Source organism: Streptomyces sp. NPDC088812, from assembly GCF_044750285.1.
Taxonomy (GTDB): Bacteria; Actinomycetota; Actinomycetes; order Streptomycetales; family Streptomycetaceae; genus Streptomyces.
The window spans coordinates 17730-30323 of the sequence record NZ_JBIVJP010000026.1; the positions used below are offsets into that span (position 1 = coordinate 17730).

General features: G+C 74.7%; 11 protein-coding genes and 1 pseudogene. 4 read left to right on the plus strand and 8 right to left on the minus strand.

What is annotated here, in order from left to right; genetic code table 11:
• Positions 1-60: 60 nt before the first annotated feature.
• Positions 61-510, plus strand: a complete 450-nt coding sequence (locus ACIP67_RS35595; RefSeq protein WP_401697454.1) for a carboxymuconolactone decarboxylase family protein — start codon at positions 61-63, stop codon at positions 508-510.
• A 38-nt stretch (positions 511-548) separates the two neighbouring features.
• Here ACIP67_RS35595 and ACIP67_RS35600 read toward each other — a convergent pair whose 3' ends face one another.
• Together ACIP67_RS35600 and ACIP67_RS35605 are read right to left on the minus strand one after the other, a co-directional pair.
• Positions 549-1004 (minus strand): hypothetical protein, encoded by a 456-nt coding sequence (locus ACIP67_RS35600; protein ID WP_401697657.1) that lies wholly within the window; start codon positions 1002-1004, stop codon positions 549-551.
• A 44-nt stretch (positions 1005-1048) separates the two neighbouring features.
• Positions 1049-2765, minus strand: a pseudogene (locus tag ACIP67_RS35605) (molybdopterin-dependent oxidoreductase); the annotation flags it as partial.
• Between the two features lie 668 nt (positions 2766-3433).
• Here ACIP67_RS35605 and ACIP67_RS35610 point away from each other — a divergent pair.
• Entirely contained in the window at positions 3434-4621 is a 1188-nt protein-coding gene (locus ACIP67_RS35610) for an NUDIX domain-containing protein (RefSeq protein WP_401697456.1), read from the plus strand.
• Between the two features lie 198 nt (positions 4622-4819).
• Complete coding sequence (locus tag ACIP67_RS35615) at positions 4820-6007, plus strand: phosphodiester glycosidase family protein (RefSeq protein WP_401697658.1); 1188 nt, start codon at positions 4820-4822, stop codon at positions 6005-6007.
• Between the two features lie 12 nt (positions 6008-6019).
• Here ACIP67_RS35615 and ACIP67_RS35620 read toward each other — a convergent pair whose 3' ends face one another.
• The 6 genes from ACIP67_RS35620 to ACIP67_RS35645 all read right to left on the minus strand — a co-directional run bounded on the left by ACIP67_RS35620 (position 6020) and on the right by ACIP67_RS35645 (position 11294).
• Entirely contained in the window at positions 6020-6214 is a 195-nt protein-coding gene (locus ACIP67_RS35620) for a hypothetical protein (RefSeq protein WP_401697457.1), read from the minus strand.
• Positions 6215-6351: 137 nt separating this feature from the next.
• Positions 6352-7212 (minus strand): phosphatidylinositol-specific phospholipase C/glycerophosphodiester phosphodiesterase family protein, encoded by an 861-nt coding sequence (locus tag ACIP67_RS35625; RefSeq protein WP_401697459.1) that lies wholly within the window; start codon positions 7210-7212, stop codon positions 6352-6354.
• 173 nt (positions 7213-7385) lie between these two features.
• On the minus strand, positions 7386-8468 hold the full coding sequence (locus tag ACIP67_RS35630; RefSeq protein WP_401697460.1) for an acyl-CoA dehydrogenase family protein: 1083 nt from the start codon (positions 8466-8468) through the stop codon (positions 7386-7388).
• Positions 8465-9646, minus strand: a complete 1182-nt coding sequence (locus ACIP67_RS35635) for an acyl-CoA dehydrogenase family protein (RefSeq protein WP_401697462.1) — start codon at positions 9644-9646, stop codon at positions 8465-8467. The genes ACIP67_RS35630 and ACIP67_RS35635 overlap by 4 nt, the downstream gene beginning before the upstream one ends.
• Positions 9643-10614 (minus strand): NADPH:quinone oxidoreductase family protein, encoded by a 972-nt coding sequence (locus ACIP67_RS35640; protein WP_401697464.1) that lies wholly within the window; start codon positions 10612-10614, stop codon positions 9643-9645. Before ACIP67_RS35640 ends, ACIP67_RS35635 begins: the two co-directional genes overlap by 4 nt.
• Positions 10615-10712: 98 nt before the next feature.
• Positions 10713-11294 (minus strand): helix-turn-helix domain-containing protein, encoded by a 582-nt coding sequence (locus ACIP67_RS35645; protein ID WP_401697465.1) that lies wholly within the window; start codon positions 11292-11294, stop codon positions 10713-10715.
• A gap of 78 nt (positions 11295-11372) precedes the next feature.
• On the opposite strand from ACIP67_RS35645, the gene ACIP67_RS35650 reads away from it, so the two are divergent.
• Positions 11373-12329: an NAD(P)/FAD-dependent oxidoreductase gene (locus ACIP67_RS35650; RefSeq protein WP_401697466.1), complete on the plus strand. Its 957-nt coding sequence runs from the start codon at positions 11373-11375 to the stop codon at positions 12327-12329.
• The last annotated feature ends 265 nt before the right edge of the window (positions 12330-12594 follow it).

Consider the following 12594-nt stretch of genomic DNA (forward strand, 5'->3'; position numbering starts at 1 on the left):
CTGCGGGCCACCTCTCGTCGGTTCCATCCCGACCCTCCCAGGAATGTTACATATTCAACTATGACTCGACGGATCTTCATAGACAAGCAGAGCCCCAAGGCCTACCACGCGCTGGTCCAGACATCCGAGGCCGTGCGCGCGACGGCGGCCGACGCGGGCCTGGAGCGCACCGTCGTGGAGCTGGTCAACCTGCGCGTCTCGCAGCTCAACGGCTGCGCGTACTGCCTCGACCTGCACACCGGGGCCGCCCTGCGCGGGGGTGAGACCACGCGCCGGCTGGGGGTGCTCGCGGCGTGGCGGGACACCGACCTGTTCACCCCGCTGGAGCGGGCGGCCCTCGCCCTGGCGGAGGCGACCACCCACCCCTTGGACGCCGCCGCGCAGGAGAGCGCTTACGCCGAGGCCCGGGAGGTCCTCACCGAGGACCAGATCTCGGCGGTGATCTGGGTCGCGGTCACCATCAACGCCTTCAACCGGGTGTCCATCCTGAGCAAGCATCCCGTCCACTGACGGCCGGTCCGCCGGGCACCGACGCCACGGACGGCCTCCTAGACGGAGGTGAGGATCTGCGCTGCCTGTGCCTTGATCAACGTGTTGGTCCAGCGCATCTGGCGCAGAGTCTGCGGGTGGCAGGAGCCGACGAGGTCCAGCAGTTCCTCGTCGCGCAGGGCCTGGGCGGCCTGGGCGAGCATCTCCCAGTGCAGCGAGTTGCGGGCGGCGGCCAGGTGGAGGTCGCGCAGGTCGTGCAGGAGGAGCAGGCCCGTCGTGGGGCGCCGGCCGAGCGCGCCGGCGGTCTTTTCGCGCAGCGCGGCGAGGGCGCCGGGGCCCGGGTCGTCCGGCGGTCCCGGCAGGTCGAGGCCGTGGCGGCGGCCCGTGGCGGCCAGCCGGGCGGTGTGCTCGTGGGACCAGCGGGCGAGGTCCCTGGCGACGTGGTGGACCTCGTGCTCCGCGCGGTGCCGTTCCGCCACGGCCAGCAGGTCCCGCTCCAGGTCGTGTTCGCCCATCGCGTGGGTGGGCGGCGCGTGGTGCGGGATGCGTTCGGGCTCGAGGACAGGCCGGTGTAGTCGCAGGGGCGGCCGGCACTGCACCGCTGCCAGGCCGCGAACGCCGACTCCGGGTCGTGCCAGGTGATCAGCGGGGCGCCGTCCTTGTCGCGGAAGTCCATGCGGGCGGCGTAGGCGAGGAGGATGTCGAGGTCGGCGCGGGCCTCGCCGGGCGGGTCGACGGCCTTCTCCGAGAGGTGGACGGTGCGGTCGGCGTTGGTGAGGGTGCCCGTCTTCTCGCCCCAGGTGGCGGCGGGCAGGACGACGTCCGCGAGCTGCGCGGTCTCGGTGAGGAAGAGGTCCTGGACGACGGTGAACAGCCCTTCCTGGGCGAGGATCGCCCGGATGCGGGACAGTTCCGGCAGGGAGACGGCCGGGTTGGTGCCGGTGATCCACAGGAACCGGATCGAGCCCTGCTCGGCGTTGCGGAAGATCTGCATCGCGTGGGTGGGCGGCGCGTGGTGCGGGATGCGTTCGGGCTCGACGTTCCAGATCCGGGCCAGCTCGGCGACGTGTGCGTCGTTCTGCCAGTTGCGGAAGCCCGGCAGATCTCCGTCGGCGCCGCACTCGCGGGTGTTCTCGGCGCTGGGCTGGCCGTTCATCTGGAGCAGTCCGCAGCCGGGGCGGCCCAGCATGCCCCGGAGCAGGTGCAGGTTGTTGACCTGGACGGCGGCCGCGGTGGCCTGGTGGGACTGGTAGACGCCCTGGAGGACCGTGGACAGCAGCCGCTTCGCGGTGCCTAGGGCCTCCGCCGCCCGTTCGATGTCGGCGGCCGGGACGTCGCAGACGCCGGCGGCCCACTTCGGGGTGCACCGCTCGACGGCGGCGGCCAGCTCGTCGAAGCCGACGGTGTACCGCTCCAGGTAGGCGTGGTCGATCCGGTCGGTGCGGATCAGCTCGTGCAGCAGGGCGTTGAGCAGGGCGACGTTCGTGCCGGGGCGGGGGGCGAGGTGGACGTGGGCGTGGCGGGCGACGTGGGTGCGGCGCGGGTCCACGCACAGCAGCGTGGGCGGTTCGGGGCCGGCGAGCCGGTCCAGGACGCGCGCCCACAGCACCGTCTGCGTCTCGGCCATGTTGTGGCCGAACAGGGCGATGGTGTCGGCGTGGTCGATGTCCTCGTAGGAGCCGGGCTGCCCGTCGCAGCCGAACGTCTCCTTCAGTGCCTCGGCGGCGGTGGCCGTGCACAGGCGGGTGTTGCCGTCGAGGTGGTTGGTCCCGATGCCGGCGCGGGCGAGGACGGCGAGCGTGTAGTACTCCTCCAGGAAGAGCTGCCCGCTGGTGTAGAAACCGAGGGCGCCCGGTCCCCGCTCGTCCAGCAGTGCGCGGGAGCGGGCGGCGATCCGGTCCATCGCGGTGTCCCAGTCGCACTCCACCAGCCGTCCGCCCTCGCGCACCAGCGGCCGGGTCAGCCGGTCCGGGGAGTGGTTGGCCTGCCAGCCGTACAGGTCCTTGGGTCCCAGCCGGCCGTGGTTGACCCGGTCCGCGGCCCTGCCCCGCACGCCGACGATCCGGCCGTCCCGCACGGCGATGTCCATGGCGTCGCCGTTGGAGTGGAGCAGCGATGCGGTGGGCACCCAGCGTTCCACGTCGTCCTCGGTGAGCCCGTCGGCCAGGTGCAGGTCGGTGCGGGCGGGCCACGGCGCGCCGGGTCCGTAGGGCGTCCGGGCGTCGAGGAGTGCGGGGACCCCAGGGGTCCTCGATGCGGTCGGGTCCCTTTTCCACCACGCCACCTCCGCCGGTCGGGCTGCTTTCCCCTGGGTACCCCGTCGCGCCTGTCCCGTGCGCCACGGGTGATCGTCCCCGGCGAGCGCCCCTGGGACCGCCCCCCGTACGGCCCTGGGCGAGCACCCAGCCACGGTCCTCCGGTACGCCCTGGGCGAGCACCCGGCCACGGTCGTCCTGCACGCCCCGGGCGAGCACCCCACCACGGTCGTCCTGCACACCCCGGGCGAGCACCCCACCACGGTCCTCCGGTACGCCCCGGGCAAGCACCCCACCACGGTCGTCCTGCACGCCCCGGGCGAGCACCCCACCACGGTCGTCCTGCACACCCCGGGCGAGCACCCCACCACGGTCGTCCTGCACACCCCGGGCGAGCACCCCACCACGGTCCTCCTGCACGCCCCGGCGAGCACCCCACGCCCCTCCCCCACGCCAGGGCGGGCACCCCGTCGCGGCCGTGCCGACCGTCACAGGTGATCGTCCCGGGCGCGGACACGCCCGCCGCGGTCGCGGCCCCCGCCCCCGCCTTCCGTGCCCCGCCTTCCGTCCCCCGTCCCCCGTCCCGCGTCCCCGAAAGACCTCCCGTACGCCCGGGTGATTGCCCGCCCCGGCCGCCGGTAAGGATCTCCCGGCCCGTGCACCCGTCCGCCCCGCCCCGGAGGCCGTCCATGCCGCACCCTCTCGTCCCGGACGGCCCGGAGGCCGTCAACGCCGATGCCTGGCAGGCCTACGCGGAGCGCCACCTGCGGCGCGGTACGGCCGTCGCGGAGGCGGAGAGGATCGACCGGGGGTTCCCGGGCGCCGGACCCGACGAGGCCTTCCTGGGGGAGCTGAGGGGCCGTCGGGTGCTGGACCTCGGGTGCGGCACGGCCGGGCACGCCGCCCGGCTCGTGCGCGCGTACGGCGCCGAGGTGGACGCCGTCGACCGTGCGCCCGGTCAGATCGAACGGGCCCGGGCCCGCCACGGCGACCTCCCCGGCCTGCGCCTCGTCCACGCGGACGCCGTGGCCCACCTGCACGCCGCCGGCCCGTACGACGTCGTCTACTCCGTCGGCGCCGTGCCGTACATCGATCCGCGCCGTCTGCTGCCCGCGCTGGCGACGGCGCTGGCGCCCGGCGGGACGCTGTGCTTCTCGGTGCCGCACACCGGTGCGCCCGGGACGGACCCCTCGACGGAGCTCGTGGCACGGCCCGGATCCCTGCCGTTGCCGGGCGGCGGCGAGGCACCGGTCCACCGGTGGGAGCCGGCCGCGCAGGTGTGGGAGCGGCTCCTCGCCGACCACGGACTGCGCGTCGAGGAGGTGGTGGAGGTGCCGGCGCCTGATCCGGACCGCCCCGCCTCCCACCGCGTCTTCCGGGCCCGGCGCCCCGCGCGCGTCACCTCCCGCCCGCGCACCGCGCTGCCGCCCGTCGCCCACGCGGCCCTCGGCGTCGGCGCCGTCCTGCACGGCCCGCGCGGGCTGCTGCTGGGCCGCCACCACCGGGGCACCTGGGAGCTGCCCGGCGGCACGGTGGAGCCCGGGGAGTCGCTCCAGGAGGCGGTCGTACGGGAGTTGCGGGAGGAGACCGGGCTGCGGGCGGACCCCTCGGACGTACGGCTGCTGGGCACGCTGCTCGACGACGCCGGCGGTGTCGTCCGGGTGACGGTGGGCGCCGTCGTCACCGACTGGCGGGGCGAACCGGCCGACCAGCCCGGCGAACGCGTCGGCGACTGGCGCTGGTACGCCCTGGACCGGCTGCCGCCGTCCCTGTTCGTGTGCAGCGCCCAGGCCCTCACCGCCTGGCGCCCGGACCTGCCGATCGACCACGCGCCGGCCCACTTCACACCGTACGAGGACCGTTCCTCGCACGAGTGACCGGGCTTCGGTCGCGATCTGCCCCTTCCTCACCCGTTCTCGTGGTGTTCGCGGGACCCGCGAGGGTGCCCTCTGGCGGTCGTGAGAAAGTTGCGGGCCCGAAACCACCCAGGGGGGTCCGTGACACCACATCAGAAACTGCATCAGAGACCGCACCAGAGGCCACATCAGGAACGGTACGGAGCGCGCCGGACGACGCTGACGGTCCTGACGGCGCTCGGCACGCTGGCGGGCGGCCTCCTCGTGGGGGCGACGCCCGCCGGCGCGGCGACCTGGACCACCGTCGCGGCGGGCGTGTCCTACCGCCAGTACGACCTGACGGCCGCGGCCGGCAGCACCCATGTGCACGTGTTGAGCGTCGACCTGACGAACAGCCACGTCCGCCTCGGCCTGCTGCACCCGGGGAAGGTCGCGTCCCGCGCGACGGTCTCCCAGCTGGCCACGGCGCAGAAGGCCGTGGCGGGCGTCAACGGGGACTTCTTCAACATCTCCGAGGTCCAGCACCCCGGTGTCGTCGCGACCGGCGCCTCCGTGGGGCCGGCCGTCGCGGACGGAAAGGCGCTGAAGGGCGCCGTTCCGGACGGCCAGCGGTTCGGGCCCGAACTGCCGCCGGGCACCACCACGAAGAACGTCGTCGGTGTCGGCACCGACGGCAGGGCCCGGCTGGACAGCCTGACCCTGGACGGACGGGTCACCACCGTCGGGCGCCGCCTGCCGCTGGGCGGGCTCAACCAGTACGCCCTGGCGGAGAACTCCATCGGCGCGTACACGTCCGGCTGGGGCAGCGTCTCCCGGCTCCGGGCCACCTGCGGCACGGACACCGAACGGGCCGCCGCGTGCAGCACGAACACCTACGAGGTGACCGTGCGCAACGGCGTGGTGGTGTCGTCGTCGGCGACCCCGGGCAGCGGCACCATCGCGGCGGGCACCACCGTGCTCGTCGGCCGGGAGGCGGGCGCGCAGCGCCTGCGCACGCTCGTCAAGGGGCAGCGGGTGGCGGTGCGGTACGGCCTGACGGCCGCGTCGCGGCGCGCGTACCGCTTCGCCCTCGGCGGCTATCCGGTGCTCTCGGGCGGTCAGGCCCTGGCCGGACTCGACACCCGGACCTCGGCCGTGCGGACGGCCGTGGGCCTGGCGAACGGCGGGCGGCGCGTGCTGCTGTTCGCGGTGGACGGCGCGCCGGCCAACCGCTCGGGGCTGACCATCGCCGAGGTCGCCAAGGCGTTGAAGAGCCTGGGCGCCACCGAGGGCTTCAGCCTGGACGGCGGCGGCTCGACGACGCTCGTCGCCCGGGCTCCGGGCGCCTCCGAGGTCACGGTGCGCAACCACCCCTCCGGTGGTGCGGAGCGTCCCGTGCCGAACGGCATCGGCGTCTTCACGCAGTGACCCCGCACGGCCTCACGGACGCAGGCTGCTGACGATGTCGGCGGTCGCCGTGAGGCCGCTGTGGATGGTGGGGGCCATGCTCGTGCCGGCCAGGAGGAACCCGAGCAGCAGACAGACCAGCGCGTGCGAGACCTTCAGTCCGCCGTTGCGCGTGAAGATCACAGCCAGGGCGAACAACAACACCACCACGGAAAGGGAAACGACCACGTGAACCTCCTCCGCCACGTCCGCTTTCGCGGCATTCGGCCGCAAGTGTGGCGTAGCGGAGGGTTCGTCCGTGCGGCTGGGCCGTGCTCCGAACGAGTGGTGTCGGCCGGGTCGAACAACTCTGCGATTCGGTACGGCTAGTCCGTCCCGTGGGCGTCGAGGAACGCCTCCAGGCCCGCCAGGTCGTCGGTGTTGAGGTGGTCGACGCCGGCGGCGAGCAGTTCGCCCCAGAGCGCGTCCCGGGCGGGTCCGGGCACGTCCGGGGTGGCCCAGAACCGCACCCGCTGCCCGCGCTCGTGGGCCGCGCCGACGATCGTGCGCAGCTTGAGCCGTTCGGCGTCGGGGAAGGAACCGACGCCCTGCCAGGTGAAGTGCGAGGTCCAGTTGTCGCTGATCAGCGCGGCGAAGGAGGCCTCGGTGCTGCCGAGATCGGTGAGGCGGCCGTCGTAGAAGGCGCGGCGCACGGTCTGCGCCGCCAGGGGCGTGCGGGCCGCGCGGTCGCCCGAGACGACGGCGGTGACCGGCCCCCGGCGCACCCGGCCGTGGGTGTACGTGGTGAACAGCTGCCGGTAGCGGCTCAGTTGGCGGTCGAGTTCGAGGTACGTGGACGCGCCCTCGGTCTTGAGGTCGATCAGCAGTTGCAGCGGGGTGCGCGCACCGCGGTACACCGAGCCGTGGTGGGCGCGTACCCGGGCGGCGAGCGGGGCGAGGTAGAGGGACTCCAGGGTGCGCGCCGGGTCGAGGTCCACGGCGTCGTGGGCGACCAGGAGTTGGCCGTCGACGAGGAAGACGTCGGCCTCGACGCTGCCGAAGCGGTGGTCGAGGGCGTCCAGGAGGGGGCGCGGGTGCTCGTAGTCGTTGTGGGCGTGGGCGCGCCACAACGGGCGGACGGGCGGCGTGCGTTCGGCCGCCAGCGCCTGGCCGGCGGGCAGGGCGACCGCTCCGGCGAGGGCGGCGCCGAGGGTGCTGAGGGCTCTGCGACGGGTGGTGAGGGGCATGGCTCCTGCCTCCCTGGGATGCCGTACGGGACCTCAGGGAGTATCACGCGCCAGGACCCTCGATGGGCCTGTACACGACAGGAGTTGGCCGGACCGCCGCCGGTCGTTCACCGGGCACGGGGAAGGCCCGCCCAAGCAAGGGCGGGCCTTCCCGGTGCGCCGGCCGTCGGATGTCAGGGGGCGCGGAGGTCGACCAGTTCGGCCAGGGCCTCCCGGTGGGCGCCGGCCGTGCCGTACGCGATCGCGTCGGCCTTGGCCCGCTTCAGGTAGAGGTGGACGGGGTGCTCCCACGTCATGCCGATGCCGCCGTGCAGTTGGAGGGCCTCCTCGGCGGCACGGACGGCGACGGGGGCCGCGTAGGCCTGCGCGACGGCGACGGCCACGTCGGTGTCCTCGCCGGTGGTGAGCGCGTCGGCCGCGGCCCGGGCGGCGGCCCGGAGGCTGACGGTCTCCAGCCACAGCCGGGCGAGCCGGTGCTTGAGCGCCTGGAAGCCGCCGACGGGCCGGTTGAACTGGGTGCGCTCCTTCAGGTAGCGCACGGTCTCCGCCAACGCCCACTCCGCGACGCCGAGTTGCTCGGAGGCGAGCAGCCCGGCGGCGGCCCGCAGGGCGCGGCGGACGGCGGGTGCGGCATCGCCGAGCCGACGGCCGGACGCCCCGGCGAGGGTCACGGTGGCCACCGGCCGGGTCAGGTCCAGGGCCGTCCGCGCGGTGATCGTGGCCGCGGAGGCGGCGACCGCGTAGAGCCCGCCGTCGTCCGCGGGCACGAGCAGCACGTCGGCGACCGCGGCGTCCGCGATGCCGGTCAGCTCACCGTGCAGACGGCCGCCTTCGAGCCGTACGGTCGGGAAGCCGGCGCCGGGGGCGGTGTGCAGCCCGACCGCGAGCGCCCCGATCGCCGTGGCGGACGCCAGCTCGGTGAGCAGGTCGTCGGCCCCGCACTCCAGCAGCGCCTCGGTGGCGACGACGGCGCTCGTCAGATACGGCACGGGAGCCACCGCACGCCCGAGCTCCTCCAGGACGACGGCGACCTCGCGGTGGGTGGCGCCCTGACCGTCCAGCTCCTCGGGGACGAGCAGGCCCGCGAGGCCCATCCCCCCGGCGAGCGCCTTCCACAGCGCCACGTCGTGCGGGGCGTCCGACTCCGTCCGGGCGATCACGCCCGGCGCGTCGCAGTGGTCGGCGAGCAGGCCCCGGACGGCGGCGCGGAGGGCCTGTTCCTCCTCCGAGTACAGCAGGTCGGGCTGTGCGCTCATCGGGCCAGGTCCTTCCAGGCGACGTCCTTGTCGGTGCGCGGCTCGGCGGGCAGGCCCAGGACGCGCTCGGCGACGATGTTCAGCAGGACCTCGCTGGTCCCGCCCTCGATGCTGTTGCCCTTGGAACGCAGGTAGCGGTAGCCGGCCTCGCGTCCGGTGAAGTCGACGTGTTCCGGGCGGCGCATGGTCCAGTCGTCGTACAGCAGGCCCTCCTCGCCGAGGAGTTCGACCTCCAGGCCGCTGATCTCCTGGTTGAGGCGGGCGAAGGCGAGTTTCATGCCGGCGCCCTCGGGGCCGGGCTGGCCGGCGACGAGCTGCTGGCGCAGCCGCTCGCCGGTGAGGCGGGCGACCTCGGCCTCCACCCACAGGGTGAGCAGCCGCTGGTGCAGGTCGTGGGTGCGCAGCTCGGGGCGTGCGCGCCAGGTCCTGGAGACCGGGCCGATCATGCCACCCTCGCGGGGCAGCCGCATACCGCCGATGGCGACGCGTTCGTTGTTCAGCGTGGTCTGCGCGACCCGCCAGCCGTCGCCGACCTCGCCGAGGCGGTGGGAGTCGGGGAGGCGGACGCCGGTGAGGAAGACCTCGTTGAACTCGGCCTCGCCGGTGATCTGGCGCAGCGGCCGGACCTCGACGCCGGGGTCGGTCATGTCGCAGACGAAGTACGTGATGCCCCGGTGCTTGGGCACGTCCGGGTCGGTGCGGGCGATGAGGATGGCCCAGCGGGCGAGGTGGGCGCTGGACGTCCACACCTTCTGCCCGTCGACCACCCAGGTGTCGCCCTCGCGGACGGCGCGGGTGCCGAGCGCGGCCAGGTCCGACCCGGCGCCGGGCTCGCTGAACAGCTGGCACCACACCTCCTCGCCGGTCCACAGGGGCCGCAGGAAGCGCCGCTTCTGCTCCTCGGTGCCGTACGCGAGGATCGTGGGCGCGGCCATCCCCAGGCCGATGCCGATGCGCCGGGGGTCGTTGTCGGGGGCGCCCGCGGCCTCCAGCGCGGTGTCCACCACGGCCTGGAGGGACCGCGGGGCGCCGAGTCCGCCGAGTCCCTCCGGGAAGTGCACCCACGCCAGCCCGGCGTCGAAGCGGGCCCGCAGGAAGGCGAGGCGGTCGGTGCCGGCCGGGGGGTGAGCCGCCAGGAACTCCCGGGTGCGGCGCTCGAGTTCGGCTGCGTCGGTCATGCGGCCGCTCCGTTCCGCGGGACGACGGCGACCCGGCCGGTGGTGACGCCGTCGGCGACCCGCTGGACGGCGGCGGCGGCGTCCTCCAGCGGCACCCGCTCGCTGACCAGCGGCTTGATCGCGCCCCGGGCGGCCAGGTCGGTGAGCTGCTCGTGGCAGTGCTGGACCAGCTTGGGGTTGCGGGTGTTGTACAGGCCCCAGTGCAGGCCGAGGATCGAGTAGTTCTTGATCAGGGCGTGGTTCAGCGCGGGATTCGGGATGGTGCCGCTCGCGAAGCCCACGACGACGATCCGGCCCTCGAAGGCGACGGTCTTGGCCGACTGGGCGTAGGCCTGGCCGCCGACCGGGTCGTAGATCACGTCGGCGCCGCGCCCGGCGGTGGCCTCCTTCACGGCGGCGACGACGTCCTCGCTCCGCCGGTCGACCACCACGTCGCAGCCCAGCTCCCGGGCGACGGCCGCCTTGTCGGCGCCGCCGACGACGCCGATCACGGTGGCGCCGGCCGCCTTGCCGAGCTGGACGGCGGCGCTGCCGACGCCTCCGGCGGCGGCGTGGACCAGCAGCGTCTCGCCCGCTTCGAGGCCGGCCCGGCGGTGCAGGGCGAACCAGCCCGTCTGGTAGCCGATGTGCAGCGCGGCGGTCTCGGCGTCGTCCAGCGCGTCGGGGGCGGGCAGGACGGCGGCGGCGTCCGCGACGGCGTACTCGGCGAATCCGCCGTGCGGCAGCGCGGGGGTGGCGAGCACCCGGCGGCCGTCCTCGGTCTCGCCGCAGATCTCCACCCCGGGCGTGAACGGCAGCGGCGGCCGCACCTGGTAGTGGCCCCGGCACATCAGCGCGTCCGGGAAGTTGACGTTCGCGGCGCGCACCCGGAGCAGGACCTGGCCGTCGCCGGGGGCGGGCCGCTCGACCTGCCGGAGCCGCATCACCTCGCTCGGCTCGCCGTTCTCGTGCACCTGCCATGCCTGCATGCGGGGCCTCCAGGGGACTGCTGCGTCCGACCGGCTCTCCGACCGGGTCGAGGAGCATACTAAGCGGTCGCTTGCCGTGGGGGAACCCATGACGCTCCTCACGACCGCTTGGGGCGCGCCCGCACGTGCATGCGTTCCCCCTGCGGTCCGAACAGGCTCAGGAACTCCGCCGGTCCCTCCCCCGTCGACCCGAACCAGTGCGGCACCCGGGTGTCGAACTCGACGGCCTCCCCCGCGGGCAGCACCAGGTCGTGATCGCCGAGGACCAGCCGCAACCGCCCGGACAGCACGTACAGCCACTCGTACCCCTCGTGGGTGCGTGGCTCCGGCTCGTCCGTGCGCGGCGGGACCAGCACCTTGAAGGCCTGGAGGCCGCCGGGCTGGCGGGTCAGCGGCCAGTACGTGCGCCCGTGCCGCACGACCGGCTGGGCCCGCACCCGGGGATCACGCACCGACGGCGCGCCCACGAGTTCGTCCAGTGCCACCTCGTGGGCCCGGGCGATCGGCAGCAGCAGTTCCAGGCTGGGCTTGCGCAGGCCCGACTCCAGCCGGGAGAGCGTGCTCACCGAGATGCCGGTCGCCTCGGACAGTCCGCCCAGCGTCGCGCCCCGCTCCTTGCGGATCCGCCGCAGCCGCGGGCCGACCTCCGCGAGTACCTCTTCCACGCCGTCGTCACTCATGAGTCCATTGCAGTTTCGGCAAATGAGTTTGTCAACACGGCAGTGAACGGGTGACCGTGTCCGTGGAGGTGGTCACTCATGACCGAGGACTACGAAGTGATCGTGATCGGCGGTGGCGCGGCGGGTCTGTCCGCCGCCCTCGTCCTGGGCCGGGCCCGGCGCCGGACGCTGGTCGTGGACGCGGGCGAGCCGCGCAACGCGCCCGCCGCCCACATGCAGGGCTACCTGTCGCGGGACGGTATGCCGCCCGCCGAGTTCCTGGCGGCCGGCCGCGAGGAGATCGCCCGGTACGGCGTGGAGCTGGTCCGGGACCGGGCGGTGGACGCCGAGCGGGGCGAGGACTTCGCCGTGCGGCTCGCCGGGGGCACCCCCTCCGGGGGAGGGCGGACCGTGCGGGCCCGCGCCCTCGTGGTCGCCACCGGCCTGAAGGACGAACTGCCCCCGGTCGAGGGCGTCGCCGCCCGCTTCGGCAGGGACGTGCTGCACTGCCCGTACTGCCACGGCTGGGAGGTGCGCGACCAGGCGTTCGGGGTGCTCGCGACGAGCCCGCTGAGCGTCCACCAGGCGCTGATGGTGACCCAGTGGTCGAAGGACGTGACGTTGTTCCTGCACTCGGTCGACCAGCGGGAGCTGTCCGATGAGGACCTGCGCCGGCTGGCCGCGGCCGGCGTGCGGGTGGTGCCGGGCGAGGTGGCCGGGCTGGTCGTGGAGGACGACCGGCTCACCGGCGTCCGGCTCACCGCCGGCGAAGTCCACGCGCGGGAGATTCTGTTCGTCGCGCCCCGGGCCGTCCCGCGGACCGACCTGCTGCGACGGCTGGGCGCCGAGACGACCGAGACGCCCTTCGGCACCTACCCGGTGGTCGACGCCCGGGGCCTGACGACCGTGCCGGGCCTGTGGGCGGTCGGCAACGCCGCCGGCTTCGCCGAACAGGTGGTGAACGCGGCCAGCCGCGGCTACCGGGCCGGCGCCGCGATCAACGGGGAACTGCTGCTGGCGGACCTCGACCGGGCCGTCGCGACGCCGCGGACGTAGTCGCGTCCGCACCCGCCCCGACGCCGCGGGTGCAGCGGCGACGCGGCCGCCCCGGCGCTGCGGCTGCCGTCCCCGCCGCACCCTCCCCCGACGCAGCGGGCGGAACCGCCGCCGCACCCACCGCGACACAGCGGGGACAGCGGCGACGCGGCCGCCCGGGCGCTGCCGGGGGCAACGGGGACGCGGCCGCCCGGACGCTGCCGGGGGGCAACGGCGACGCGGCCGCCCCGACGCCGCGGGTGCCGTCCCCGCCGCACCCACCCCG

Excerpts from the sequence above, each read along its gene's own strand:
- ACIP67_RS35610 (WP_401697456.1), top strand. The coding sequence starts at position 3,434 with ATGCCGCACCCTCTCGTCCCGGACGGCCCGGAGGCCGTCAACGCCGAT.
- ACIP67_RS35600 (WP_401697657.1), bottom strand. The coding sequence starts at position 1,004 with ATGGGCGAACACGACCTGGAGCGGGACCTGCTGGCCGTGGCGGAACGG.
- ACIP67_RS35645 (WP_401697465.1), bottom strand. The coding sequence starts at position 11,294 with ATGAGTGACGACGGCGTGGAAGAGGTACTCGCGGAGGTCGGCCCGCGG.
- ACIP67_RS35650 (WP_401697466.1), top strand. The coding sequence starts at position 11,373 with ATGACCGAGGACTACGAAGTGATCGTGATCGGCGGTGGCGCGGCGGGT.
- ACIP67_RS35640 (WP_401697464.1), bottom strand. The coding sequence starts at position 10,614 with ATGCAGGCATGGCAGGTGCACGAGAACGGCGAGCCGAGCGAGGTGATG.
- ACIP67_RS35635 (WP_401697462.1), bottom strand. The coding sequence starts at position 9,646 with ATGACCGACGCAGCCGAACTCGAGCGCCGCACCCGGGAGTTCCTGGCG.
- ACIP67_RS35630 (WP_401697460.1), bottom strand. The coding sequence starts at position 8,468 with ATGAGCGCACAGCCCGACCTGCTGTACTCGGAGGAGGAACAGGCCCTC.
- ACIP67_RS35625 (WP_401697459.1), bottom strand. The coding sequence starts at position 7,212 with ATGCCCCTCACCACCCGTCGCAGAGCCCTCAGCACCCTCGGCGCCGCC.
- ACIP67_RS35595 (WP_401697454.1), top strand. The coding sequence starts at position 61 with ATGACTCGACGGATCTTCATAGACAAGCAGAGCCCCAAGGCCTACCAC.